This is a genomic window from Stappia stellulata DSM 5886 (genome assembly GCF_000423705.1).
In the GTDB taxonomy this organism is placed as follows: domain Bacteria; phylum Pseudomonadota; class Alphaproteobacteria; order Rhizobiales; family Stappiaceae; genus Stappia; species Stappia stellulata.
This window is the reverse complement of the sequence record NZ_AUIM01000011.1, coordinates 56,971-82,828: the sequence shown is the minus strand read 5'-3', so window position 1 is coordinate 82,828 and position 25,858 is coordinate 56,971. Positions and strand designations below refer to the sequence as shown.

The following is a 25,858-nucleotide window of genomic DNA, read 5'->3' as shown; positions in this document are numbered from 1 at the left end:
GGGATCCGATGTTCGAACGCCGTTCAATGCCCGCCTCGCTCCGCTCTGCGACACCTGTCGCGGCCGCGATGTTGCGCGCGGGCGCGGCACGAACGCCCACGGTTCGCATGCCGCGCGACACGCGCACGACGACATCCCGCAAAACGACCGTCTAACGGCCTTCGCGACCAGCGCTTCCCGGGGTCTCCGGGGGGCGTGAAAACGAGAGGATGCGCGCGGTTCGCTCGCATCCCCGGACCGGGGAGCCGCAACAAAGGAACATGGAAGATGTCTTACAAGATCGCCGTCGTAGGAGCCACCGGCAACGTTGGCCGTGAAATGCTCGACATTCTCGAGGAACGTGGCTTTCCCGCCAGCGAAGTCGTCGCGGTGGCGTCGCGGCGTTCGCAGGGCGTCGACGTTTCCTTCGGCGACAAGACGCTGACGTGCCAGGCGATCGACCATTTCGATTTCTCGGATGTCGACATCTGCCTGATGTCCGCCGGCGGAACCGTTTCGAAGGAATGGTCGCCGAAGATCGCGGCGCAGGGCTGTGTCGTCATCGACAATTCCTCGGCCTGGCGCTACGATTCCGATGTCCCGCTGATCGTTCCGGAAGTGAATGCCGACGCGGTCGAGGGCTTCCGCAAGAAGAACATTATCGCCAACCCCAACTGCTCGACCGCGCAGCTGGTCGTGGCGCTGAAGCCGCTGCATGACGCGGCCCGGATCAAGCGCATCGTCGTCTCGACCTACCAGTCGGTTTCCGGCGGCGGCAAGGACGCGATGGACGAGCTGTTCAACCAGACCCGCGCCGTCTTCGTGAATGACCCGATCACCCCGGAGAAGTTCACCAAGCGGATCGCCTTCAACGTCATTCCGCACATCGATACCTTCATGGAAGACGGCTATACCAAGGAAGAATGGAAGGTGCTGGCGGAGACCAAGAAGATGATCGATCCGTCGATCAAGGTCACCTGCACGGCCGTGCGCGTGCCCGTCTTCATCGGCCATGCCGAGGCCGTCAACATCGAATTCGAAAAGCCGCTGAGCGCGGACGAGGCCCGCGACATCCTGCGCGAGGCGCCGGGGGTTCTGGTCATCGACAAGACCGAGGACGGCGGCTACATGACGCCCTATGAGAGTGCCGGCGAGGATGCGACCTATGTCAGCCGCATCCGCGAGGACGCGACGATCGAGAACGGCCTCAACCTGTGGGTCGTGGCCGACAACCTGCGCAAGGGCGCGGCGCTCAACACCGTCCAGATTGCCGAGCTGCTGGTCAACCGCGGCCTGATCCAGCCGAAAAAGGCCGCTGCCTGATCTTGCGCAGCGACTGTCAGCGAGTTTGCGGCCGGGCCCTTGTGCCCGGCCGTTTTCGTTGGTGCCGGCCTAGGGGGCGCGCTGCGCGATGTAGGCGCTGAGATCTGCGATCTCGCGCCGCGTCAATGACATGCCCGGCATTTTCGGATGCGGATCCGCGAGGAACGCGCCAAGCGCCTTTTCATCGAAATCGGGTCGACGGGCGATTTCGGCGAACGTCGGAACGGCAGCGCTTCCGCTTTCCTGGCTGTCCTCCACCACATGGCAACTGGCGCACCAGATCCGTGCCAGGGTACGACCGGCTTCCGCATCGGCGGCCAGGGCGCCGGTGACCGGCAGGCTCGCAAGGCCCGCGAGCATGGCCGCGGCAAGGCACAAGGAGCCGGCTTTCGGGTGTCTTCGCGTGAAGGTCATTGCCCACCTTTCTTTCGAATGTCGGACGACAAGGGTAGCCGCCCGCACCAATCGGGAACAGACTGTCGTCTCGCCTTTGATGTTTGAAGAAGGATATTTCCAGATGGTGTTGCAAAGTCTGAAGACGTTCGGATGTGTCGGCCTGACGCTGGCGGGCCTGATCGGGCCCGCCGCCCTTGCGCAGACCGCAAGCCCTTCCGCAACGCCGATCCTGTCGGGAGACGACCGTTTTCATCCGGTTCTGGCCGGATCCGGGATGGTGTCCAGTCAGGAAGCGATTGCCTCGGGTGTCGGGCGGGACACTCTCGTCGCCGGCGGAAACGCCGTGGATGCAGCGGTTGCGACCGGGTTCGCGCTGGCTGTCACGCTGCCGCGGGCGGGCAATCTCGGCGGCGGCGGTTTCATGATGGTTCACATGGCCGAGAGCGGCGAGACCCTTGCGCTCGACTACCGCGAGACGGCACCGTCCGGAGCTTTCCGCGACATGTTCCTCGACGAGGAGGGCAATGCCGACAGCAAGAAGTCGCGCTTTTCCGGCCTTGCCGTTGGCGTGCCCGGCACGGTGGCGGGTCTTGCGGCGGCTCATGAGCGGTTCGGCAGCGGAACCTTCTCCTTCGCCCAGTTGGTGGCACCGGCAATCGCGCTGGCGCGCAACGGGTTTGTGGTGTCCGACGATCTGTCGCAGTCGCTGAAACGCGTGTTTCCGCGCCTGTCGAAGGACCCGGATGCCAAGGCAACCTTTTACCGGGCGGATGGTCGCTTCTACGAGCCGGGCGACCTGCTGCGGCAGCCGGAGCTTGCCGCCTCGCTGGAGCTGATTGCCGAGACCGGTCCGGCCGGCTTCTACACGGGGGAGGTGGCCGAGGCCATTGCGGCGCGGGTCCAGGAGACCGGCGGTTCCATGACCGCGGAGGATCTGGAAGCCTATCGCACGGTCTGGCGCGAGCCCGTTACCGGCACCTATCGCGGATATGAGATCGCGTCGATGCCGCCGCCTTCGTCCGGCGGGGTGCATATCGTGGAAATCCTGAACATGCTGGAGCCGCATGCGGTGTCGGAAAGCGGCGCGGGATCGGCGGCGACGCTGCATGCGATGGCGGAAGCGATGAAGCGCGCCTATGCCGACCGCTCGAAATATCTCGGCGATCCCGATTTCGTCGATGTGCCGGTCAAGGGACTGACCTCGAAAGCCTATGCGCAGGAGCGGATGGCCGATTTCGATCCGGCGCGGGCCGCGCTTGCCTCGGAGGTGGGGCCAGGGGTTCCCCAGCCCTACGAGAGCAACGAGACGACGCATTTTTCTGTGGTCGATGCCACCGGCAATGCGGTGTCCAATACCTATACGCTCAATTTCTCCTATGGCGTCGGCATGATGGCTGCGGGAACCGGTATCCTGCTCAACAACGAGCTTGACGATTTTTCCGCGAAGCCCGGCGTGCCCAATGCCTACGGGCTGATCGGCGGTGAGGCCAATGCGGTCGAGCCGCGCAAGCGCCCGCTGTCGTCGATGAGCCCGACGCTGGTGTTTCGCGACGGAAAATTCGTTCTCGCCACCGGGTCGCCGGGCGGCAGCCGGATCATCACCACGGTGCTCCAGATCATTCTCAATGTGGTTGACCATGGCATGAACATCGCCGAGGCAAGTGCGGCGCCGCGCATGCATCACCAATGGCTTCCCGACGAGTTGCGGGTCGAGGAGGGCTTTTCTCCCGACACGCTCCGGCTTCTTGCGGAAAAGGGCCACGCCATCGCGCCAAAGCCGGCGATGGGGTCGACGCAATCCATCATGGCCGTCGAGGGCGGGCTTGCCGGCGCGGCCGATCCCCGGCGTCAGGGCGCGCTGGCCATCGGTTACTGAATGCGATCCCGGGCCGGAGCCGCCCGGATCCCGGACGCGTTGCGGCCGCCGGCATCGCTCGGCGGCCGCCGTAGCACCGTCGCGACCAGCAGTGCGACATAGACCGTTCCAAGCAGCAGCGGCAGACCGTGCGGACCGGCAATGTCGATTGTCGCCCCTGAAATCGTCGGGCCGGCGAAGCCGCCCACGCCCCACATCACCGCGAAGCAGGCATTGCCGGAGATCAGCATCGCGCCGGTGAAGCGGCGACCGAGTTCCATCAGGGCGATCGTATAGACGCCATAGGCGGCGGACCCCCATACGAAGAGCATCGCCCAGAGCACGACGCGCTGCGTGATCAAAAACGGCAGAAGGGCGGCTCCGGCGATGGTCAGGAGGCACAGCAGCGCCATCACGCGGCCCGTGCCCCATTTGTCGGCCAGTGTGCCTATGGGGACCTGAAACAGGATGTTGCCGACGATGAGCACGGCGAGGGCGGTGGCGATTGCGGGTTCGTCCAGTCCGTTGCTCAGTCCGTAGACGGGAAACAATGTCAGGATCGCCTGGTCGAAGGCCGCCGCGATCCCGGTGACTGCCATCAGAAAGGGGATCATCGGCGCGATCTTGCGGATCGAGCCGCTGTCTCCGGTCGTGAACCGGGGCAGGCGATGGCGAATTGACCAGATCAGCCCGGCGCAGGTGAAGGCCACGGCGATGCAAAGCAGAAAGGGCGTGAGGGTTTGCGTGCCGGTCACCGCAAGCGTTGCCGGGCCGAGCGCAAATCCGCCTGCAAGAGCGGTGGCGTAGAGCCCGAGCAGTCGACCGCGTATGCGGTCGGGCGCCATCTGGTTTACCCAGGTCTCGCTGGCGATATAGAGGCCGTTGATCGCTACGCCGAGCAGGAAGCGGGCCGGAAACCAGACCCAGAGCGATTGCCAGAATGCGATCGTTGCAAACAGCACGGCGAGCGCCAGCGCGCAGGCAACGGCCAGACGTGCCGCGCCGAAGCGAATCGAAAGTCCGGGGATCAGCGGCGCGGAGGCAATCATGCCAATGGCCATCATGGCCGCATTGGCACCGATCAGCCAGGCCGGCGTGCCTTGCCGTTCCAGGATGAAGGAGAGCAGCGGGTAGGTCAGTCCCTGCGCAAGCCCGAAGACAGCCACCATCAAGAAAACGACGGCAAGTGCCACCTTGTCCAGATTTTCGGAGATGCCCGATTCAATGCGTGCCATGCGCCGCCTCGCTCCGATCGTCTGCTGTCGAGGGTGCGGGGGCGCCCGGAAGGACCTGCCGGACCATCGTCGTTGCTGCGGAAAACCCGAAAAGCGTGGACAGCACGCCAATCTGCGTCACCTTCGTGGGCACGAAGCCGTTTCGCTCGTAAAGGGCGCGGGCGCGGGGGTTGGTGTCGATTACATCGAGACGCACCGTTTCGCGACCGTTTGCCCGGGCAATATCGACAATGCCGGCAAGCAAGGCCGTGCCGGCGCCCCGTCCCCGCGCCGCCGCGGTCACTGCGATACCGTCCATTGCCAGCGTGTCCGGCTCCTCCGTCTTGTCCAGAAAGGACAGCCCGGCAACGCGGATCGCGCCGCCGGCGCGCCCGAAGCGTTTCCGGAAATCGGCCCAGCCGGGCTCGAACAGGCCGGTGCCGTCCATCTTGAAGCCGGCGATGCCGAGCAGGCGGTTCCCCTCCACCGCCGTTACGGCCCGGTCGTGGCACAGGTGCGGGGCCAGGAATTCGGCCGCCAGGTGCGGCGTGCCGAAGAACGGGCGAAGCTTCTGGAAGAGGGCCTGCGCATAGACGACGGTCGCGGCGCGTGTATCCGCCCCGCGCACAAAGGGAAGGATGTCCATCTGGCTGTCGGTCCTTTCTTGTGCGGAGGAAAGCAGGCGGGATTGTTTCTCCCAATTGACGTAATACCCCTGTCTCAGGTTGCAAGCGAAAATTCCACACGCCGCGTCCGACGCCTCGCCACCGGTGCGGGAATCAGTCTATGAAAAGGTCAGACGCGCGCCCGCGGGAGCCTTCATGCCGATCCAATCCATTGCCCCCTTTCTGGAATGGCTGAGCGTCCAGCCGGCGGCGCGGATGCTTGCCGAATCGCAAGCCGCGCAGGGCGTGGCGCTGACCCTTCATCTGTTCGGCGCCATGCTTTTGGTCGGTGCGCTCGTACCGCTGAACCTGCGGTTGCTCGGCCTGTGGAAGGCGGCGGCGCTGTCCGATGTGCGGCGGGTGCTGTCGCCCATTGCCTTTGCGGGTCTGATCCTCGCCCTTTTCAGCGGGCTTGCGCTGCTGTCGCTGCGTCCCTTTGCCATCGCCGCCGTTCCGGCCTTTCAGGTCAAGATGCTGCTGATCGCGCTTGCGGGTGCAAATGCCGTGAGCCTGCGTCTCGTGCCGGCCTGGCGGTTGCTGGACCAGGTCGATTCGCGCGGGACCATCTCACGGTTCCGGACCGCCGGGTTGATCTCGATGATCTGCTGGTTTGCGGTGCTGACGCTGGCGCGCTGGCCGCAGCTCTTGTGACGGCGTGTCATTGCGCCCGCCGGTAGATGCCTGTGTTCACCACCGGGCCTTCGCCGGGCACCTCGACCGTCTGTTCGACTTCCATGCTGCGCCCGTCTTCCGACAACATGCGCCTCGCCGTCATCAGCACCTGGTCGCCGCGTTTGGCCTGTGAGGTCAGGGTCTGCTCGTCCTCGAAATACAGGAATAGCCTGTCGGCCAGTCCGCTTTCCGACAAGCGCTGGCCAGCGCCGCCCGGTACGCCGGTAATTTCAGCTTCCAGCGTTTCCCCCTCGGACGTGATCAGCGTCATGCGGATGCATACCAGCCCGAATTCCTCCTCGATCGTGCAGCGTCCGGATCTGGGCAGGTCGCTCTGGTCGAACTCGCTTTCGTCGAGGTCCAGGATCCAGGTCCCGAGAAATGGCGCGATCTGGTCGGTCATGCGAAATCGTCCTTGTGCCCGTGTTGCCTTGCGCCGTCATAGAGGACCGCAATGGCCTTGTCATGACCCGACGGGCGGCGTTGGCGCCTGCGGGCTGTCACGTATAGACGAAGGGCCTTCTGGAACGTCCGGCGGACACGGGGCACACTGAGGACCGGGAGGAAAGGTCATTGGCCGGCATGGTGCTCATCATCGAGGGCGAGGCAACGCTCGCCCGCCTTTGGGCGGAACTGGTCACGCGTGACGGGTTCGATGTGCATCTTGCAGCGGATGCCCGCGAAGCGCGGCGGCAGTTTCAGCGCCATGTCCCTGATCTCATCGTGCTTGATGCGCAGTTGCCGGATGTGAGCGGCTATGCCCTGTGCCAGGAAATCCGCCAGCGCGGGGACATGCGGGCGACGCCGCTCGTGATGATCAGTGCCTGCGCCCGTCCGGTCGACGCAAAAAAGGGGCTCGCGCTCGGGGCGGACGTCTATCTCGGCAAGCCGTTTTGCACCCACGACCTGCTCGGTGCGATCCGTGGCCTGATCGCTGCCCGACGCAAGGGAAAGGCGGACAATGACTAGACGCGGCATCGAAAGCTGGAGCCTGCGGCTTCGCATCTTTCTGTTCTTCGCGCTTATCGTCGCGGGGTCGGCGGCGGTGGTCGTTGCGGCCCTGGTGTTTGTCTTTCTATCGGCAGACGGCGCCGCCCCGGCCGTGTCCCGGCTGGTTCTCGCCGGCCTGATGTCGGTGTTTGCGATTTCCGGACTGGCTTTTTGGGTCTGGATGAAGTTCGACGACCATGTCGCACGGCCGCTGATGAGCCTTGGCGCGGAGCTGCGGGCGAGCGTTCACGCGGGGGCAGTGCCGAAGAGCGGCTCCGGCACCGGGCGCTATCTCGGGCTGCTTGCGCCAGCCATGCAAGAGGCCGCACAGGCGCTTGCCGAGGCGCGTCGGGACACCGATGCTTCCGTCGCGCGCGCGGTGACGGATGCGGAGCTTGAGAAAAGCCGACTGGAAGCCGTGCTTCGCGATCTCCGGCAGGCAGTGGTGATCTGCACGACGGATCACAATGTGCTTCTCTACAATCGCCATGCGCAAGCGCTGCTCGACCGCGATACGCCCGGCGAAAGCCTCGGTCTGGAGCGAAGGCTGACGGCACTGGTACTGGCACAGCCGCTGCATCACACGCTCGAGCGGCTCTGCCGCCGCCTGGCGTCCGGACGGCATAGGACCCATCCGGACGGGCTGTCGACCCCTTTTCTCACCGCCACCGTCGGTCGGCGGGACAGTCTGCGCGGGCGCATGACGCTCACGCTGTCGGCGGATGAGGAAGCGCCGATCGGCTATGTGGCCGTGTTTGACGAGGTGACCGACGAGCTTGGCGCCGGCATCTGGCGGGACCGGCTGCTGCATGACGTGACGCAGGATATGCGACAGAGGATAGCGAGCCTCTCGGCCGCCGGCGAGGTGTTGTTGCGTCGGGCGGATCTGACGCGGGACGAGCGGCGGGAATTCGATGGCTTGATCTGCGGCGAGACGCGGGAGCTGGCCGGTCGGCTGGAGCGTCTCGACCAGGTGGCCGGGGACCTGCTCGCCGGTGCCTGGCCGATGGCGGAGGTCTATTCGCCGACATTGACCGGATGCATCGTGGCCAGGCGTTCGGAAGACCGGGACCTGGAGGTGACGACGGCCGGCACGCCGATCTGGCTGATGTGCGACAGTGCGTCGATCGTCGAACTGGTGGACCGGATGCTGAACCGGGTCGCGATCCATGCCCGCATTCGCAGGCTGGAGGTGTCGTTGAGCGACGCCGGCGAGAATGCCTGTCTCGACATTGCCTACGAGGGAGACCCGGTTCCGGTCGCGCGTCTGGACGACTGGCTGGAGGAACCTCTCGAAGAGGGGGGTGGCGCCATGTCGGGGCGCGATGTATTAAGCCGGCACAAGACCGAGATGTGGAGTGACGCAAACCCGGCCGGCGGCGCCAGGGTCCGCCTTCCCCTCGCCCGGCCGCCGCAGGCGTACCGACGCGCGAAGAAGGCGCTTGCGCCCGTGCCGGAGCGCCCGGAATTCTATGACTTCGACCTGTTCGCGCGGCAAACGCCGGCGGCCATCGGGGACGCGCCGCTGGCGTCGCTTTCCTATGTCGTCTTCGATACGGAAACGACCGGGCTGGAGCCGTCGCGCGGGGACGAGATGCTCTCTGTTGCGGGCGTGCGGATCGTCAACGGCCGGGTCCTGCGCGGGGAAACCTTCAGCGCCTTCGTGAACCCGGGGCGGTCGATCCCGGCCGCGTCGACGCGGGTGCACGGCATCACGGACGAGATGGTCGCGAATGCGCCGGGCGTCGAAACTGTCCTGCCGTCGTTTCACGGCTTCACGCGCGACAGCGTGCTTGTTGCCCACAACGCCGCCTTCGACATGACGTTCCTGGCGAAGTATCGCGGCCGCAGCGGGGTGGTCTTCGACCAGCCGGTGCTCGACACGGTTCTTCTCGCAGCGCATGTCTTCGGAACGCAGGAAAGCCTGACGCTGGATGCGCTCGCGGAGCGTTTCGAGGTCTCGCTTCCTCCGGAAACACGGCACACCGCACTCGGCGACGCGCTGGCCACGGCGGAGGTGTTTAGCCGGCTTGTAAAAATGCTCGCGCCGCTTGGTGTCAGGACACTGGACGATGCGGTTTCCGCATCCAACCGGCAGGTGGCATTGCGTCGTCGCCAGACGGGATATTGAACCTGGGTGAGGTGCCGTCTTGACAAGAGCGGAGGCGGAAGCGCGTATCAGGCGTGTCCCGAAACTGGAGATCCCGCCCCATGCCCCTGTCGAGTCTTGTCATAACCGGCGCCAATCGCGGCATCGGACTCGAGACCGTACGCCGCTTTCTCGAGGACCCCGACTGGCAGGTGATCGCAACCTGCCGCAATCCGGACACTGCGAGCGATCTCCAGGCCCTGCAGGCGCGCCATGGCGCGCGGCTTGAGCTTCATGCGCTCGATGTCGGCGATGCGGCATCGGTCGCGCAATTCGCCGATGCGCTGTCGGGTCGGGCGGTCGATGTGTTGCTCAACAACGCGGGCGTGATGGGGGCGCATCAGTCGCTGGAGGAGATCGACTTCGACGCCTGGCTGTCCGAGTTCGACGTCAACACGCTGGGTCCGATGCGGCTGGCGCTTGCGCTGCGCCCCAATCTTGCCCTCAGCGTTGCGCCGCGCATCATGACGATTTCCAGCCAGATGGGCTCCATGGCGCGCCCGCGCGGTGGAAGCTATGCCTATCGTTCCTCGAAAGCGGCGGTGAACAAGGCGATGCAGGGCCTGTCGCTCGACCTCGCCGAGGCGGGTGTCTGCGTGGTCGTGGTGCATCCGGGGTGGGTGCGCACGGACATGGGCGGCAGCGGGGCGGATATCTCCGTCGAGCAGAGTGCCGCGGGCATCCATCGTCTGGCGCTGGATCTCACGCTTGCCGACAGCGGCCGGTTCCTGACCTATACAGGTGAGGATCACCCCTGGTAGGGCGGGGGCGCCCTCAAGACGGCTGCGGGGTTTCGATCTGCGCGCCGGATCCCCGGGGCAGGCGGTCGACGACAAGATCGGTAAGGCCGGCGGCCGCCCACATTGCTGCAAGCGTCAGCCAGGCGGTCAACGCGAAGATGGATCCGCCGGTGACGCCCGCTCCCACCGCGCAGCCCCCGGCGAGCATGCCACCGAAGCCCATCAGCACCGCGCCGGCGATGTAGCGGCGCATCGAGCGTCCACCCTCGAAGCCCTGCAACGTCCATTCGCGTGCCGCAAGGGCTGCCAGGGCCGCGCCAATGAACACGCCCGGGACCAGCCCGATGTCGAAATCGATGTTGCTGCCCGGAGGGGTCAGCACGCTCATCAGCGTGTCGGCCGAGGGCCCGGTGAAGGTCATGCTCTTCACGGTCATCGGTTCGAAGGCCTGGATGGACATTTGATAGGTGAACCACCAGCCTGCGGCGACCGTCGCCCCGACGCCGGCGGCGCCCAGCCAGCCCCAGGGGCCGAGACCGGCACGCAGTGCGAAGAAGACGGCGCCACAAACGAACAGGAGTCCGATGACGAGCCCGGCCTCCGCTCCCAGTCCCAGCGACTGGAGCAGGTCCAGGCTGTTGCGCCCGCCCACGGTCCAAAGCCCCGCGAGTTTCTCGCGCAAGGGCGAAAGAATGCCATGGATCGAGGCTTCGGCAGCAACCGCAAATATCAGGCCGGAGAGAAGCGCACGCAGGTTTCCGGTCGCCGAGAGCACCAGCAGGCGACTTGCGCAACCGCGCGCGAGCACCATCCCGACGCCGAAAAGCGCGCCGCCGATCAACGCGCCGGACAGCGATCCGCGCGCTGCGAATTGCCGGGCTTCCGATACATCGACCAGCTCGAGCCGCAGCATCGCCTGGGTCAGCAGGACGGCGGAGGTAAAGGCGATCAGCCAGACCGCGACCTTGATCCCGATGCTCCCCCTGGCAAACTCGATGACGGCTGCGCGCAGGCAAAACCGGCTGCGCTGCGCGAAAATGCCGAAGGCGATGCCGATTGCGAGGCCTCCGAGCGCGGAGGTCCCGGGCTCCCCGAAGAAATCGAACAATCCGGTCAGGTCCATTGTGTGTCCAAGTGAATGCGTTTATCCCTACATTCAATTAAACAAGGACAAAGTTGAACATTCCGCCTTGATTTGCCTCAATCGAGAAGTGTCGCGTGAGCGACCTAAAGAGACGGCGCTTGAATGCGCTCCGGGAAGAAGTCAAGAGGGTATGGCCAAATGCACACCGTGTCTCTTAACAATCGTGTGGAAATCTTTAAACGAACAAGTGAGATGGTAGTGTCTTGTTTTGGGGCGACTTTGTAATGAAAATTGCAATCGTCTTGCCGAAAGGCATGCATTTTGGCCCTGAGCGCGCCACTGCTATTGATCTTTGTGTTCACGACAGCGTTCGACATTCGGCTTTCCGTAGTAGCACGCGCGTTTTTGGCGTGGCGGTCAATCAGCCGTTTCAAGATGTCTTTTTTACAGGTATTTCGCCTGATGCTAGATCCCCAATCAAAGCCTTTATAAAAGCCCTTTCGGACTGGCGACCTGATTTAATCGTAGTTCACCAGCATATTCCTTCTGCTTACTCAATCGCTAAGAATTTCAAGAATACTCCGGTCGTTCTTTATAAGCACAATTCAATGCGTCTACCGCTCTCCAAAATAAAGTTGTTTTGGAGGCGCCGACAAATCGATAGGTTCGCTCATTGTATTTTTGTGAGTCGGTTTTGCCAAGAAGCCTGCCTTAGCGACTTTGGCATAGATCCAAGTCGTACATCCACGATTTACAATGGACTTGATGTCGGAGACTGGAACCCTTCGTCGAACCGTGAAAAGACAGTTTTATTCGCGGGACGAGCGAGCCCCGTAAAGGGCGGGCTGGAGGCTGCTTCAGCAGTCGCTCATGCCCTAAGGGATGTTTCTGACTGGCGGTCGGAGTTTCTTCTTTCAACCCTAGATAACAACCAAGAATACCTTCAGGCTGTACGCCGCGCTCTTAGTCCGCTCGGTGAACGTGCTCGGGTTCAGACAGACGTTCCGTTTGCCGCGGTCAAGGCTCAAATGGAAACAGCGAGTATCGTGTTGGTGCCGTCAATTTTCGCGGAACCTTTCGGAAGGACCGCGATTGAAGCGATGGCCGGAGGCGCTGCTTTGGTGGCTTCATTTCGCGGTGGACTCGCTGAAGTCTGCGGAGATGCCGCTTTGAAAATATGTCCTGAGGATCTAGCCACTTTTTCCGGTGCAATTTCAGATCTTGTCCGAAACCCAGTGATGCGGATAGAACTCTCCGAGCGTGCGCGAAAAAGGGTTGAATACGACTTCTCGATACAAAAAACAGCCAGTAGTTTGGATTCTCTCTACGGGAGAATCGCTGGTGCGACTGTGTGATGATATTCAGAACGGAATCTGTTTTCTTTCGAAAGTCACTTCACATGTGTGAGAGCTTTAAAGGACCGGATCGTGGACAGGTATAGCAGTTCGGCTTCGCCGATTTCAGGGGATAACAAGCTGACTGGCATCCAGCGGTTCTTATACCGCGGAAATGCGTTGGTAGAACGTTGGACGCAAGGCTTTGGAACGCTTCCCGGAGTGGTCGAGACCTATGAGCCTGAATTGGATACGACGCGGTTGCGTGCGCTTTTCGGTGAAGCTGTCGACAACGGCAACCCAACCCGCGTGCTGTGCTTCGATTTCATCGCTTCGATGATGTCAAGTCTGTTTCCAACGTCGCCAGATGTCGTGGATCTTGGTTGCGGGTCCGGAATTTACTCGAAATACCTGAAGAACGTCATTTCCTACCGAAACTATCTTGGTCTTGACGCGTTCCAAAGTTCTCAATGGCGGCAATATGAGCGGCCCGGAGTTTCTTTTCGCCAACAGGAAATCGGTAGAAACCGGGTTTCGATTGGCGAGGCGGATTGCATCTTTTCCCAATCGGTGCTCGAGCACATTCGACATGATAGAGGAGCGCTACTCAATCTCGAATCAGAGACATCTAGTATATTGACGCATTTGCATTTCGTTCCCGCGCCACCCAGCTTTTTTGAGCATAGATATCATGGCTATCGGCGGTATGGTGCTCCTCAGATAGACCGTCTTCTAGCGGATATTGGCGCATTTGATGTTCGTATCTGGCCACTTGGAAACGGAATTACGAGGGAATTCTATTGGCATCAGCGTCGAAAACCCAAGAAATTCTCATCCGAGAAAATCGCAGTGGAGTTCAATGACTGCATGGGAATGGCTGAAAACATGAAGGCAGCCCGGGAGCATATAGTTCCACAAGATCCGAAAGAGGCCTCCTTTTTTGCTGTTTTTTTCAAGCAAAAATTAGTGGCGAGGTAAAGGTATGAATAAGTTCAAGCGTAAAATAAGAAAGCGGTTGAGACGCTTCTTGAATCCGGACATGATTACGATCGACGGAGTAAAGATTTCCACGTCTCGGGAGGACGTGACGGAGACCATTCGACAGGGGCTCTACAAGGAAACCTACGAGGAGCCTGAACGGAGGCTCGTTAGAGCGGCATTGTCAAAGGCAGATCGGGTTCTGGAGATTGGGGCGGGTATTGGGCTTGTTAGCCTGGTTTGTTCAAAGATCTGCGGCCGCGACAATGTGCTTTCTTACGAAGCAAACCCACTTTTGGAGCGTGTGATAAATAAGAATTTTTCTTTGAACCAACTAGAGCCTAACCTGCGAACGAGAGCGATTGCCGCGCGGCCTGGCGCATTTGATTTTCACTTCGCAGAAAATATATTTTCATCCAGCCTATATGATCGTAATCTCGGAGGGAAAACACGAGTCGAATGCGACGGCATGCAAGACGTTATGAGCACATTCGAGCCGTCCGTTCTTGTGCTGGACGTCGAGGGGGCGGAAGCGGACCTCTTGCCAAATGCTGACCTGGCCATGGTCAACAAGATCATCGTCGAGATGCATCCCCATGTTATTGGCGACGCTCGTATCGGCGAACTGCGTCGATACCTGGAGTTATCTGGATTTAATCTCGCAACAGCCGACGGTATCAGTGAGCTGTATCTGCGGTGACCGCCAAACGTCGAATTTCAGATCACCGAGTCTGACCTGACGAGAAGAGGTCCAGATACGCGTCTGCAATCGCTTCGCGTGAATGGGACGTATTCAGCTTATGTTGCGCATTCGACACAAGGTAACTTGCCAATTCCGGCTCTCGGCAGAGACGTTCGATTGCGTGCCCTAGCGCCGCGGTGTCATCGATGGGAACCAGCAGACCGTTTTTCTGGTCTTCGATCAGCCACTTGGGTCCTTCACTCATCGTTGCGACAACGGGTTTCTTGCAAGCCCATGCCTCTAGTACGACATTGCCCAGTGGTTCATGCCGGGAAGGAATGCAAAGGGCATCCGCGGCCGCAAGGTATGGTGAGGGATCCAGCGTCCAGCCCAAAAAACGAACGCGTGCCTCCAGACCGCGTTCTTCGATCATTTGACGCAACGCCGCCTCTTCCTCTCCCTCGCCCATGAGCCATAGAATAACCCGCTCTGAGGTATGGCCTAGGGCGTCAATTAGTGTATCGAAGCCTTTGCGTTTGACGAGTCGCCCCATCCCCAGAATCACGAACTCGTCTTCGGAAGTCGACATTTGAGAGCGCTGGACTGAAGGGCCGATCCGGGCATCCGTAAAATTCGAGATCACCCTGGTGCGCTCGGAAAGCCATCCCAACTCAGCAACGCTCTTTGCGATATCAGGCGTATTGCATACAAGATAGTCGCAGTTGACGAAATAATCGAGCTTCTCAGGGTAGTCGCCAAGTCTGGCCAGTGTGAGTATATTAGGATCATCTGGCAACCAGCGTGATGCCTGTGGCATCCAGGACATCATGACATTTGCGCCGAAATTCTTGTTTATTCTGGAAATACGTTGATTGATAAAAAAGCGGGCAATATGAGATCGGCTAAAACCAAATTCATGAATTGAGCAAACGTCGGAGATCTGATCCTTCCAAACGCGATCAGGAAACAGAAACGCTTGTTGCGCAATGCCACGCTCTGCCAAGGCGCGAACAAGATTTACAAAAAAGCGCTCAGCACCTCCTTTGATCCCAAGGTGAATATGCGAAACGCGAGGAGATGAATCGACCATGAGGTTTCAATGCCCGTCAATAGTGCCATAGTAGTCGGGAGGGCGTTTAAAAAGGCCGCGAACGTTGCCGATGCCGCGAGCCAAACGCAGGCGGCCCTTGTAGTGGAAATGTGTGCCGCGAGAAAGACCAATCGCATGAAACGGCCACGCTGCAACAGACAGGCCTACGCCTCCGACTATGCGGCGACTGGCTCGTGGCAAGAACTTTAGGAAAGAGCGCTGACGACCATTCCGGATACTGGTGGCGAACGCGTGAGCTGCTGCGCTCGACATTGCGCGCTGCAACAAACGTTCTGGGCTCACTCGGCTTCGCGGGATTTCTTCTTCGACAATGGCGTCTGGAGCCCAGACTATTTTGCACCCCAGCGCATGTGCTCGCTGGAAGAAGTCGATATCTTCAAATCCAAAGGTGAGTGCATTCTCGAAGCGAAGTCCGCATTGATGCGGATCGATTAACTTCCGGGCGAAGAGCGTATTGTTTGTAGGCGCTTCAGTCAGAACCGCGCCGGTCGAGCCGTTGATCGGCTTCAGAGTTTTCCACCACGACGGGGGCGCAGCGGCATAGGACCTGATGACCGGCCCGGAAACGACGTCTGCGGCTTCATTTCGGGCAACCTGCAGCAGTGCCGCGAGCCAGCCCTCACTGGCCTTCTCGTCGTCATCAATGAGCGCGATCCAACTGTAGCTGCGATCGAGTGCCACATCGATTGAGTGATTTCGTGCGTAAGGAATGCCTTTTCGCACTTCGCGAAAATAGTGGATGGGCCAGCCGCCCAGGTCGGCCAGTTTTTCTACAACAGCTTGAGCGCTTCTTTTCTCGCAATTGTCAATTACACAGATCTCTGCGCGATCGAATTCCAGAAGTTCTTGTGTAGCTAAAGTTCTCAAGCACGCCTCCAGCATTTGAGGGCGCTCTGCAGTGCAAATCATGATGCCGATTGTTTCTTGGGGAGGCATATTCGTCTTTAATACTTTATCGTGATGGGATTTATTGTCCCGATAGGTAGTGTTATCAGAAACTCGTCGAATTTCCAAGCAGTCTGATAAAGCGTTGAAAATTGGAAATCGGATACAGCAAGGTCGATGGCGGCTGAGCCGTCTTCGGGAGCCGGTCAGTCGACCACCAGCTTCAGCGGCGTGCCGGCGGGGATCGCCTCGCCTGGCGGTGTCTGGTTGAGAATCGAAAACAGCGTCAGCCGGCGCGAGGGCTCCACGCCGCTCATGCCGACGGCGAGCCGTTCCGGCGTGTCGCCGGCATCGGCGCGGATGACCTTGATGCGCAACGGCCGCAGACGGGCGCGTTCCGTCGGCGTGAGTTGGCGGAAGCTTTGCACCGTCTTCTCGTAGTCGCGGGTGAAGGCGGAGCCGCCGGTGCGCGAGGCAAAGATGAAACGGTAACCGGTGCGCCCGATGCGCACGACCGCGATGCGGAACGACCAGCCGTCCGTCACGGCGGATGCGGTGACTGCGGGAAGCCCGTTCACGGTGTCCTCGCGCACGCTGTCGCGCACCAGTCCGTTGATCCAGCCGCTGGTCATATAGGCGCTGAGCGAGGCGAAATCGGTCAGATCCGCTCCGTCGAAGCGCAATGCGGTGCCGGAGGAGTTGCTGGCGAGCACGGCTTCGGGCGAGTTTTCCAGCACGAAGCCCCGCGGCACGGTGAAGCTGATGCCGAGCGCCTTGTGCAGGAAGGAGCGGCCGCGAATGAAGCCTTCGAGCGGATCGTCGCCATAGAGCATGCCGTCGATCTTGGTGAGATAGGCGTCGCGGTCGCGCTCGCCGAGGCCGGGGGCGCCGACCTGGCGCGCGGCGCGCACGGCGGTCTGGATCCGCTCCGGCGTGGTCGGATGCGACGAGAGGAAGTCCGGGGCCGTGCTCTGGTCGCCCTGGGCACTCTGATAGGCCGCGAATTTTCCCATCGACATCAAAAAACGTGCGGAAGCAAAGGGGTCGTAACGCGCGCGTGCAAGCGTGCGCACGCCGACCGCATCGGCTTCCAGTTCCTGGATTTGCGAAAACCGTGCGAATGACAGTTGCGAGGACATGATCGCGGCACGCGCCTGGTCCGGATCGCGCACCACATTGCCGAGCACGCGCCCGGCGAGTTCCGTCGCTTCCGCGCGCTCCTGGCGTTTGATCGCGTGGCTTGCGGTTACATGCGCCATCTCGTGCGCGAGAACGGCGGCGACTTCAGAGGTGTCGGTGGCAAGCGCCAGCAGACCGCGGGTCACATAGAGATAGCCGCCCGGAAGCGCAAAGGCGTTGACGGCCGGCGAGTTCAGGATGGTGATGCGATAGGTCTGGGACGGATCGTCCGAGGCTTCCACCAGCCGCCCGACGACCTGGGCGACGGCGCGTTCCGCGCCCCTGTTTTCATAGATGCCGCCATAGGTCGCCACCACGCGGGGATGCTCGCGCGCCCCGAGGTCCGCCGCCAGCCCCGGGCGCAGGGTTCCCGGCGCCGGCGTCCCGATCTCGATGGGCGAGGAGCCGGAGATCTGGCAGCCGGACAAGATCAGCAGGGCTGCACCGGTGGCAAGCCATCGGCGCATGTGTCCGCTCAGGACGTCAAGGGACGGGAAGGTGTTCACCGGCGCGCGCCATCCGTTTCGAGCCGCTCGATCTGTGCGGGGTGGGAGATCTCGACAAGGGGTCCGCCAGACTGCCGAAGCATGCCGCGAACACGAATAGCTGCCCCTTCAAGGGACCCCGCGTCAACCCCGGCAGCGATGAATGCATCCAATTCCTCCTTGGCAATCGTTGCGGTGAAGTCCCGGCTCCAGCGGTACCCGAAATTCAGATAGAGCGTTGAGCGGGTTTCTCCAACGGACAGCACCCGTCCGGCGACCAGCGTGTAGTGCCCAACGCGTGCAAGCAGGGCGTCCGGACGGTGGGCGGAGTGCACTTTTTCGCTTGCCCAAAGACCCTGTTTGCGGGCGCGGGCCGTGCTCTCGACCTTCAGGAGGGATGGAAAACAGCCGGGGCGGGCGCGGTCGGGCGCCGCGATCGCAAGGCCCCTTTCGACAAGGTCTTTGGCGACCCAGCCGCCGGAGACGGCGTCGACGAGATGCCCGCGCCGGCGTTGCCAGCGATCGGGGCGGCCCGCGACATCCGAAAACCGCAGCTGACGGATCGTTCCCCCGTCCGCCATGACACCCGAAACCTCCGCCGGGATGTGAAGATCGATCTGCCGATACATGTTGCCATCCCTTGCGCTCAGTTCCGCCCCTCGAAGCCGACCTTCGATGTCCTGCGCGGCGGCGACGTCGTCCGGAAGGCATCCGTCCGGCAGTGAGATCTGGATTTGGTCCGTCTGTGTCGCGGCGGCCGCGAGCGGGAGTGCGCAGACGAGCACCGCCAGTCTCGCCAGAAACTTGGCGGGACTGGGGCGCGGGGCGTTCAATGTGCCAGGGCGTCCGCTACGGCGCCGGAAAGCTTGTCGACGAGTTCGGTGACCTGTGCCTCTTCCAGGATGAAGGGCGGAGCCAGCAGCACATGGTCGCCGGAGCGCCCGTCGAGCGTGCCGCCCATCGGATAGCAGACGAGACCGCGCGCAAAGGCGGCTTTCTTGATGGTTGCGTGCAGCTTGCGGGCAGGATCGAAGGGGGCCTTGGTCTCGCGGTCCTCCACCAGCTCCAGACCGAGGAACATGCCGCGTCCGCGAATGTCGCCGACATGCGGGTGCTGGCCGAAACGCTCGACCAGGGCGGATTTCACCGTTTCGCCCATGGTGCGGGCGCGGGTGACCAGATCGCGCTCCAGCAGGGAGGAGACCACGGCATGTCCGGCCGCAGCGGCGGCCGGATGCCCGAGATAGGTATGTCCGTGCTGGAAGAAGCCGGAGCCCTCCTCGATGGCGCGATAGATCTCGCCGCTGCACAGCATCGCGCCGATCGGCTGATAGCCGGCGCCAAGCCCCTTGGCGATGCACAGGATGTCCGGGGACACCCCGTCCGCCTCGCAGGCGAAGAGGTGGCCGGTCCGGCCCATGCCGCACATCACCTCGTCGAGGATCAGCAGAACGCCGTGACGGTCGCAGATCTCGCGGATGCGCTTGAAATATCCCTCGACCGCGGGCACCGCGCCAAGCGTCGCGCCGACGACCGGTTCGGCGATGAAGGCGGCAACCGTTTCCGGTCCGAGCCGCAGGATCTCGGACTCGAGCTCGTCGGCGACGCGGCGACCGTAATCGGCCTCGCTCTCGCCGTCGGCCTGGCCGCGATAGGCGTAGCAGGGCGAGATGTGGGACATGTCGACCAGCAACGGCTTGAACGGCTCGCGGCGCCACATGTTTCCGCCGGCGGACAGCGCGCCGAGCGTGTTGCCGTGATAGCTCTGGCGGCGCGCGATGATGCGTGCCCGCGACGGGTCGCCCCGTTCCAGGTGATATTGCCGGGCGAGCTTGATCGCCGCTTCCGTTGCCTCCGATCCGCCGGAGACCAGATAGACGCGCTCAAGGCCCTCCGGGGCGTTGGCGATCAGAAGGTCTGCGAGGTCTTCCGCGATATCGGTGGTGAAAAAGCCGGTGTGGGCGAAGGCAAGCGTGTCGAGCTGGCGTTTGACTGCCTCCGTCACCGTCTTGTCGGAATGGCCAAGACAGGACACGGCCGCCCCGCCCGAGGCGTCGAGGTAGCGTTTTCCCGTGCTGTCGATGATGTAGCAGCCGTCGCCCGAAACGGCGTGGGGCGGGCGCATGGCGGTATGTCGCGGAAAGATGTGGGTCATGAGTCTTTGATTTCGCGGGATCTTCTGGTTGCGGGAAACAAATGAAACGGAGCTGGTGTTGTCAGGTGCGGCTGGTGAGCAGGATCTTGACGGCAAAGCCGCCGATGATGCCGGCGAAGAGCCAATCGATGGCGCGCATGATGCGTGGCGAGCGGCGCAGCGATTTCGAGAAGCCTTCCGCCATCAGCACCATCCCGGCGCAAAACGGCAGGGAAAACAGAACCATGTAGAGCCCGAGAAAAAGCATCTTGGCCGCGGCGTCGGGATCGTGCGCGGCGACGAACTGCGGCAGGAATGTCAGGAAGAACAGGATGATCTTCGGGTTCAGCAAATTGACCAGGATGCCGGTCGCAAAGACGCGCGACAGCGGCTTGCGCTGGGCTGTCGTGTCCGGGGTGACCGAAAGCGCGGACCCCTGGCGGATGCTCTGGACGGCAAGCCACAGCAGATAGATTGCGCCGGCGATCTTGACGACGAAGAAGGCCTGCGCGGACGCTGCGATCAGGGCCGAAAGGCCGAAGGCGATCAAGAGCGTGTGGATCACGTTGCCGGCAAGCGCGCCGAGCATGGAAGCCATGCCGGACGCGCGGCCTTCCGAGAGCGAACGGCCGACGAAGAGCGTCATGTCCGGACCGGGCGTGAGCACGAGCACAAGGCAGGCCAGCGTGAAGGTGACCATCGTGGCGGGGTCGGGCAAGAATGCCATCTCAAACTCCTGGACGTGCCGGTTTCATGCGCGTCGAACGTGAGACTATCATGCAGCCCGTGGCGTGGTCGATGGCGCTTTCAAGCCTGTCGTGGCCCCGGAACAAATCCCGTCCGCACAGGTGAAACGGGGCGCCCCGAAGATGCCCGCCCGTTCGGCTTGCCGGTGTTTTCGCGAAGCGCTGCCTGTCTGTTTGCGTCTCGCGCCACATGTAGGCCCCTTTCGCCGGATAGATCGTGAGAAGCGGCGTCGGCCATCCCGCCATCGAAAACGGGGGGCGTGAGAACGGATGCCAGTGCACCGAGACGCCGCGCTGCGCGGTCATGGTCGCGTCCTGGCGGGTCGTTCTTTTCGGGGTCTGAAATCGGCTGTCGGCAACGCGCGCCCGGTGGACAGCGTTCGATCGACAGGTATAACCGGGCGAAACCTTGCCAGGGAAACCAGAAACGTCAATGTCCGCCTCTTCCCCGCCCCCGACACGCGACCCCCTCGCCGAGCCCGTCGTGTTTCGCCGGCTTCTTGCCGCAACATTCGCCTATATCGCCGTGGTTTCGGTCTTTTTTCTGGCCTTTCCGCAGGTCGATCAGGCGGCGACCGGGCTCTTCTACGATGCGCAAGCCGGCTTCCGCGCGGCATCGGATCCGTTTTTCATGCGGCTGCGCGAACTCGGACCTTTTCTGGTCAAGCTGGTGGCGGGAGGCTCGCTTGTCGTTCTGGTCGCCGCCGCGATCTTTCCGCGTCTGCCAGACCTGGTGTCGTTGCGTGCGCCGCTGTTTCTCCTGTCGACGCTCGCGCTCGGTCCGGGCGTCCTGGTGAACGCGGTCTTCAAGAACAACTGGGGGCGCCCGCGCCCCAATGCGGTGGACCTTTTCGGCGGCGACGCCCCCTATGTGGAGGTCTGGCGCATCTCCAATTATTGCGCGCGGAACTGTTCCTTTGTCTCGGGAGAGGCGTCGTCGAGTTTCTGGCTGGTCACGCTGGCGTTGCTTGCGCCACCGCGCTGGCGTGCGGGCATTCTGTGGGTCGTCCTGCCGCTCTGCCTTGTGCTGTCAGCCAATCGCGTTGCCTTCGGAGGGCATTTTCTCTCCGACACGCTGCTCTCCTGGGGGCTTACGTTTCTGGTGATCCTGGGCCTGTATCACCTGTTCTACCGTTCGCCGCCGGAGCTTCTCAGGGAAGCCAGGTTGCGGCGCGGGTTCGCCGGTATTGCGGTTGGTCTGCGCCGTTTTTGTGCCGGCTCATGGCGCCGAAGCGCAATGGCCGGCCGGCGATTTGCCGCAATGTTTCGGTAGGTTCTTGAAAGCGGGGCACGGCGGCCCGTCGGGAACTCGGCGGTGGAAAACCGTCCGGATCGAATGTGTCGGGCGTTGTTTGCGGGTCTGCCTGGCCGGACGCGGCCGGAATTTCTGATACTGTAGTATGAATATGAAACAACTTGGTACGATGGATCAGAACGACCCCGACGCTCCGCAGGACGCTTCCGGTGATGCCGCTTTCGCGGCCGCGCGTGCCGCGTCTGCGCGAAAACGCCGTCGGATCGCCCTCGTTGCGACGGTGTTTGTCGCGGTCGTCTGTCTCGGCTTTCTGGTCGGCGGTTTCCTGAAGTTCGCCAACACGGTGACACGTTACACGGAAGACACCTCGGCAAGCGCGGATGCCATCGTCGTTCTTACCGGCGGCAGCGAGCGGGTGAAAAAGGCGTTGATGCTGCTTGACGACGGGCGCGCCGGCCGATTGCTGATCTCCGGTGTGCATCCCGATACGACGCCGAAGCAGATCGTGCGCCGCACCGAGAGCGACCTCGCGCTGTTCGCCTGTTGCATCGACCTCGACCGCAACGCCAACAACACGCTGGAAAATGCGGCCGAGACGGCGAAATGGGTTCGCTCCAACGCGTTTTCGAGCGTGATCGTTGTGACCAGTGCCTATCACATGCCCCGGGCGTTGCTTGAACTCAGGTCGGTGATGCCGGACACGACACTCGTCGCCGTTCCCGTGCAGGGCGTCGATCTCGAATTGACCAGCTGGTTCCGGCATGCGGGCGTGTCGCTGCTTCTCGCTCGCGAATACATGAAGTACATGTTTGCGTGGGTCCGCATCTCGGCCATGGGCAGCGCCGCGCCATGAGCCTGCCGGACAACGCCCCGGCCGGGGCTCATCCTGTCAGGCGGCGCCGTACGCTGTCTTTCCGCAATCCCTGTTGCACGACGGTATCCGTGTCATGATCCTCATTCGCTCGCTGGTCTTCCAGGTGCTGTTTTATGTGTCCACCGTGGTGCTGATGGTCCTGGCATCTCCGGTCTTCCTCCTGCCCGCGCGGTGGGGGTGGCCCGTCGTGCCGCTGTGGGCGCGCGTCAGTCTGTTTCTGTTGCGCTGGGTTGCCGGTCTGAAGCTGGAGTTCCGCGGACTGGAAAACATTCCCGAAGGCGGCTGCATCGTCGCTGCCAAGCATCAGTCGGCCTGGGAGACCTTCGCCATCCTGCCGCTGTTTCGCTCGCCGACCTATGTGTTGAAGCGCGAGCTTCGCTACATTCCGCTGTTTGGATGGTACACGGCGAAATTCCGCCAGATCCCGGTCGATCGCGGCAAGCGTTCCGTTGCGCTTGCCCTGCTCACGGACAATGCCCGCACAGCCATCGCGGAAGGCCGCCAGATCCTGATCTTTCCGGAGGGAACGCGGCGCGGAGCCGGCGAGGAGCCGCGTTACAAATACGGCGTGTCGCATCTCTACAAGTCGCTTGCCTGTCCCGTTTTGCCCGTTGCCCTGAATTCCGGCGTCTATTGGCCGCGCCGTGGCTGGAAGATCTATCCCGGCACGGTCGTGGCTGAATTTCTGCCGGTGATCGAGCCGGGGCAACCGCTGGAGCGCGCCCATGCCAGACTGGTGGAGGACATTGAGACCGCGTCGGACCGGCTGATCCTGGAGGCGGCGCACAGCGGCCGGGATCTTCCGGTCCTGGAGCGCGTGCGCGCGCGCTGGGCGGCACGGGGCAAGTCTTTCGACTGACCGCCCCGACGGTGCGTTTTCCTGCCGTAGGGTCTGGATTTCGTTCTTGCTCCGTTCTATTTATCGTGAATGATCAGGCGATCCAGTCCATCGACCTTCGACACGGCCTGCGCGGATGCGCCGCGGGCGGCGGCCGAACTCGGGCTGACAGACCAGTATCGCTATCTGCTTGGGCGTTCGGGCAAGCGCTATCTGTTTTCGACCGTGCCGGCGGACCGTCTGGCCGACTACCCTTGCGCGATCGTGGTGATGGGCCCGGACGTCGGGCGCGGCGGGCGGACGAAGAAGCCCTGGATCGGCGAAATCGACCGGGACGGCAAGCGCCGCGGCGCCCGCCTCACCAACCGCGATCTGGCGGGGCGCACGGCTCTGGTTCATCTTCTTGCCGGCGATGCCGCAAAGCGCCGCCTGGTTCTCGATGATCTCGCCGGACTGTTCGCTTCCGACTGCGAAAGCTGACCGGCCGCAAAAGCGACACGGCGAATGCCGGGCGCCCGGTTCAGCCCGCCTGGACCGCCGGATCGGCGAGATGCGCGCTCAATGCTTCCAGTCCGGCATCGTGGATGTTCAGCTCCCGCAGATGCGAAACCGTGTTCAGAACGTAGTCGGGATTGGCGCCGGATTGTCCGACGGCGCCCTTCACGATGTCGACCTGGCGCTCCAGCGGCAGCACCCCGGCATATTGTTCGTGGGTGCGGTCCACCAGATAGGTCACCGCCGGCACAAGGCGTCTTGCGGTCTCCGCAAGTCGAACGCGGCGTTCGGCTTCCAGATAAACCAGCGTTGCCTGCTCGCGGGCGCGCAGGTAGGCGATCACCTCCGCTCGCCGATGCCCGGCCACGCGAAAGGCCATGCCGCGACAGGCGCCGCCCCGGTCGAGACCCAGCACGAGACCCGGCCGTTCCTGGGTCCCGCGATGGACCCAGGAATAGATGCAAAGCGAGCGGTGCGCGCCATGCAGCACCCCCGGAACCGCTTCCTCGTAGACGAAGCCCGGTCGCCACATCAGCGAGCCGTAGCCGAACACCCAAAGATCGTCCATTGCGCTTTTCCTGTTGCAGGTCGGGGGTAGCAATGGCGGGCGCGGCTGGCAACCGTCGTGATGGGGGAAACCTCCGTTGAGGGCGGGAGGAGCCGCCTGTGCGACGTCACGGGCCTTGAAACCGACATGAGAGCGTGCTTACAGGCTGCATCGCCGCTCCAATGAGGATCCCATGACCGATACGCCGGCCCCTTCGCCTTCACAAAGCACGCCACCACGGTCGCGTCGCCGTTTCTGGATCCTGATCTCGCTGGTCCTGCTGGTCATCGCGCTGTGGTCGGCCTACTGGACGGTGGCGCGCGGCATGGCGGTGGATATCCTGCGCAACACCTACGAGGTGGCGCAGGCCGAGGGTGGGGCGCTGGTCTGCGGGGAGCAGGGACTTGGCGGATATCCATTCCGTTTCGAGCTTGAATGCCGGCCCTTCGAGGCGCGTGACGCAGGGGGGCGCGCCGGCACGGTCTCCGGTCTGCGGGTCATCGCGCTCGCCTACAATCCCCGGCATGCGATTGTGGAGGCGGACGGACCGGCCACCGCGCGGTTCTTCGAGGGCGCGCAGCCGTTCGACCGGCTGTCTGCCGATTGGAAGACCGCTCGAGCCAGCGCCCGACTGTCGGATGCCGGTGTGCGCAACGCCGATGTCTTCATCGAGGAACCGAAGCTCTCCGGGATTTCCGGAGATCAGGCCATCGCGCTCAACGCATCGCGGGCCACGGTTCATGCGCGCCGTAACCCGGGTGTTGTCGAAGATGCCGATTTCGCGTTGCGGGTTGCCGGGCTCGCGGTCCCCGCGCTGGACGGCACGGCCGAGATTTCAGCCGATGTCACCCTCGCCGGCGGCGCGGCGGCGCTGGCCGGGCGCGGCGACTGGATTTCGCTGCTTCGTCGGGACGAGGCCGTGCGGGTAAGCGCGTTGCGTGCCAGCGCGTCCGGGGTGAACCTGCAGGCCACGGGGACCCTGCACCTCGACGCCAAGGGCCGGCTTGCCGGCACCTTGCCGCTGACCGTTTCCGGCGCGGACAAGCTGCCTGCGCTTCTCGCGCCCTTCTTTCCGGACGGATCGTCCGTGCCGACATCGCTGGCCGGGGCACTCATCGGCTTCGGCGCGCCGACGACGCTCGACGGCGCGCCGGCGGTCACGGTGCCGCTGCGCTTCGATGCGGGGGTGGCGCGCGTCGGGTTGATCCCGATTGCCTCGCTTCCCCCGATGTATTGAGCGGTCTGCCG

The 25,858-nt window shown here is 62.8% G+C and carries 26 protein-coding genes; 14 read left to right on the top strand and 12 right to left on the bottom strand.

All coding sequences use genetic code 11. The features are described from left to right. The first annotated feature begins 267 nt into the window (after positions 1–267). Positions 268–1,302, top strand: coding sequence for an aspartate-semialdehyde dehydrogenase (locus G572_RS0107860; RefSeq protein WP_029057988.1), 1,035 nt, complete (start codon positions 268–270; stop codon positions 1,300–1,302). A gap of 69 nt (positions 1,303–1,371) precedes the next feature. Here the strand turns inward: G572_RS0107860 and G572_RS0107855 are convergent, their stop codons facing one another. After that, positions 1,372–1,716, bottom strand: coding sequence for a c-type cytochrome (locus G572_RS0107855; protein ID WP_051242000.1), 345 nt, complete (start codon positions 1,714–1,716; stop codon positions 1,372–1,374). Between the two features lie 103 nt (positions 1,717–1,819). Between G572_RS0107855 and ggt the strand changes: the two genes are divergently transcribed. Continuing rightward, a complete protein-coding gene (ggt, locus tag G572_RS0107850) occupies positions 1,820–3,574 on the top strand; it encodes a gamma-glutamyltransferase (RefSeq protein ID WP_029057986.1) in 1,755 nt (584 codons plus the stop codon). On the opposite strand, the gene G572_RS23080 is transcribed toward ggt, so the two are convergent. Both G572_RS23080 and G572_RS23075 read right to left on the bottom strand, forming a co-directional pair. After that, entirely contained in the window at positions 3,568–4,788 is a 1,221-nt protein-coding gene (locus tag G572_RS23080) for an MFS transporter (RefSeq protein ID WP_037546228.1), read from the bottom strand. The genes ggt and G572_RS23080 overlap by 7 nt on opposite strands. Continuing rightward, entirely contained in the window at positions 4,775–5,413 is a 639-nt protein-coding gene (locus G572_RS23075; protein WP_051241998.1) for a GNAT family N-acetyltransferase, read from the bottom strand. Before G572_RS23075 ends, G572_RS23080 begins: the two co-directional genes overlap by 14 nt. A gap of 175 nt (positions 5,414–5,588) precedes the next feature. On the opposite strand from G572_RS23075, the gene G572_RS23070 reads away from it, so the two are divergent. Continuing rightward, a complete protein-coding gene (locus G572_RS23070; protein ID WP_156884518.1) occupies positions 5,589–6,083 on the top strand; it encodes a hypothetical protein in 495 nt (164 codons plus the stop codon). 7 nt (positions 6,084–6,090) lie between these two features. Here the strand turns inward: G572_RS23070 and G572_RS0107830 are convergent, their stop codons facing one another. After that, positions 6,091–6,507: a hypothetical protein gene (locus G572_RS0107830; protein WP_029057985.1), complete on the bottom strand. Its 417-nt coding sequence runs from the start codon at positions 6,505–6,507 to the stop codon at positions 6,091–6,093. A 179-nt stretch (positions 6,508–6,686) separates the two neighbouring features. On the opposite strand from G572_RS0107830, the gene G572_RS23065 reads away from it, so the two are divergent. The 3 genes from G572_RS23065 (at position 6,687) to G572_RS0107815 (ending at position 10,004) form a co-directional block, all read left to right on the top strand. Further along, a complete protein-coding gene (locus G572_RS23065) occupies positions 6,687–7,073 on the top strand; it encodes a response regulator transcription factor (protein WP_037546226.1) in 387 nt (128 codons plus the stop codon). Further along, positions 7,066–9,225, top strand: a complete 2,160-nt coding sequence (locus G572_RS25410; protein ID WP_051241993.1) for a 3'-5' exonuclease — start codon at positions 7,066–7,068, stop codon at positions 9,223–9,225. Before G572_RS23065 ends, G572_RS25410 begins: the two co-directional genes overlap by 8 nt. 80 nt (positions 9,226–9,305) lie before the next feature. Beyond that, positions 9,306–10,004, top strand: a complete 699-nt coding sequence (locus G572_RS0107815; protein WP_208979064.1) for an SDR family oxidoreductase — start codon at positions 9,306–9,308, stop codon at positions 10,002–10,004. A 13-nt stretch (positions 10,005–10,017) separates the two neighbouring features. Here G572_RS0107815 and G572_RS0107810 read toward each other — a convergent pair whose 3' ends face one another. Beyond that, the gene (locus tag G572_RS0107810; RefSeq protein ID WP_029057983.1) at positions 10,018–11,106 is read right to left on the bottom strand and encodes a YeeE/YedE family protein; all 1,089 of its coding nucleotides are present in this window, start codon (positions 11,104–11,106) and stop codon (positions 10,018–10,020) included. 245 nt (positions 11,107–11,351) lie between these two features. Here G572_RS0107810 and G572_RS25900 point away from each other — a divergent pair, with 245 nt between their 5' ends. The 3 genes from G572_RS25900 to G572_RS23055 all read left to right on the top strand — a co-directional run bounded on the left by G572_RS25900 (position 11,352) and on the right by G572_RS23055 (position 14,079). Then, complete coding sequence (locus tag G572_RS25900; RefSeq protein ID WP_084649956.1) at positions 11,352–12,422, top strand: glycosyltransferase family 4 protein; 1,071 nt, start codon at positions 11,352–11,354, stop codon at positions 12,420–12,422. Positions 12,423–12,494: 72 nt separating this feature from the next. Continuing rightward, positions 12,495–13,379: a class I SAM-dependent methyltransferase gene (locus G572_RS25895; RefSeq protein WP_156884514.1), complete on the top strand. Its 885-nt coding sequence runs from the start codon at positions 12,495–12,497 to the stop codon at positions 13,377–13,379. 4 nt (positions 13,380–13,383) lie between these two features. Continuing rightward, on the top strand, positions 13,384–14,079 hold the full coding sequence (locus tag G572_RS23055) for an FkbM family methyltransferase (protein WP_051241989.1): 696 nt from the start codon (positions 13,384–13,386) through the stop codon (positions 14,077–14,079). Positions 14,080–14,101: 22 nt separating this feature from the next. Here the strand turns inward: G572_RS23055 and G572_RS0107795 are convergent, their stop codons facing one another. The 6 genes from G572_RS0107795 to G572_RS0107765 form a co-directional block, all read right to left on the bottom strand. After that, on the bottom strand, positions 14,102–15,151 hold the full coding sequence (locus tag G572_RS0107795) for a glycosyltransferase (protein ID WP_029057982.1): 1,050 nt from the start codon (positions 15,149–15,151) through the stop codon (positions 14,102–14,104). A gap of 6 nt (positions 15,152–15,157) precedes the next feature. Continuing rightward, a complete protein-coding gene (locus tag G572_RS25890) occupies positions 15,158–16,186 on the bottom strand; it encodes a glycosyltransferase family 2 protein (protein WP_156884513.1) in 1,029 nt (342 codons plus the stop codon). Between the two features lie 77 nt (positions 16,187–16,263). After that, complete coding sequence (locus G572_RS0107780) at positions 16,264–17,703, bottom strand: M48 family metalloprotease (RefSeq protein ID WP_037546223.1); 1,440 nt, start codon at positions 17,701–17,703, stop codon at positions 16,264–16,266. Positions 17,704–17,738: 35 nt separating this feature from the next. Beyond that, on the bottom strand, positions 17,739–18,554 hold the full coding sequence (locus G572_RS25400) for a hypothetical protein (RefSeq protein WP_051241983.1): 816 nt from the start codon (positions 18,552–18,554) through the stop codon (positions 17,739–17,741). Beyond that, entirely contained in the window at positions 18,551–19,876 is a 1,326-nt protein-coding gene (locus G572_RS0107770; RefSeq protein WP_029057980.1) for an aspartate aminotransferase family protein, read from the bottom strand. Before G572_RS0107770 ends, G572_RS25400 begins: the two co-directional genes overlap by 4 nt. A 61-nt stretch (positions 19,877–19,937) precedes the next feature. Further along, the gene (locus tag G572_RS0107765; RefSeq protein ID WP_029057979.1) at positions 19,938–20,582 is read right to left on the bottom strand and encodes a LysE family translocator; all 645 of its coding nucleotides are present in this window, start codon (positions 20,580–20,582) and stop codon (positions 19,938–19,940) included. A gap of 452 nt (positions 20,583–21,034) precedes the next feature. Here G572_RS0107765 and G572_RS23045 point away from each other — a divergent pair, with 452 nt between their 5' ends. From G572_RS23045 to G572_RS0107745, 4 genes are all read left to right on the top strand, one after another. Next, entirely contained in the window at positions 21,035–21,874 is an 840-nt protein-coding gene (locus G572_RS23045) for a phosphatase PAP2 family protein (RefSeq protein ID WP_051241982.1), read from the top strand. A 151-nt stretch (positions 21,875–22,025) separates the two neighbouring features. Further along, entirely contained in the window at positions 22,026–22,709 is a 684-nt protein-coding gene (locus G572_RS23040) for a YdcF family protein (protein ID WP_084649994.1), read from the top strand. Between the two features lie 94 nt (positions 22,710–22,803). Next, positions 22,804–23,589, top strand: coding sequence for a lysophospholipid acyltransferase family protein (locus G572_RS23035; RefSeq protein WP_037546222.1), 786 nt, complete (start codon positions 22,804–22,806; stop codon positions 23,587–23,589). Between the two features lie 69 nt (positions 23,590–23,658). Then, positions 23,659–24,048, top strand: coding sequence for a hypothetical protein (locus G572_RS0107745; protein ID WP_029057978.1), 390 nt, complete (start codon positions 23,659–23,661; stop codon positions 24,046–24,048). Between the two features lie 40 nt (positions 24,049–24,088). Here the strand turns inward: G572_RS0107745 and G572_RS23030 are convergent, their stop codons facing one another. Next, complete coding sequence (locus G572_RS23030) at positions 24,089–24,631, bottom strand: gamma-glutamylcyclotransferase (RefSeq protein WP_037546220.1); 543 nt, start codon at positions 24,629–24,631, stop codon at positions 24,089–24,091. 172 nt (positions 24,632–24,803) lie between these two features. On the opposite strand from G572_RS23030, the gene G572_RS23025 reads away from it, so the two are divergent. Then, positions 24,804–25,847: a DUF2125 domain-containing protein gene (locus G572_RS23025; RefSeq protein WP_051241981.1), complete on the top strand. Its 1,044-nt coding sequence runs from the start codon at positions 24,804–24,806 to the stop codon at positions 25,845–25,847. The last annotated feature ends 11 nt before the right edge of the window (positions 25,848–25,858 follow it).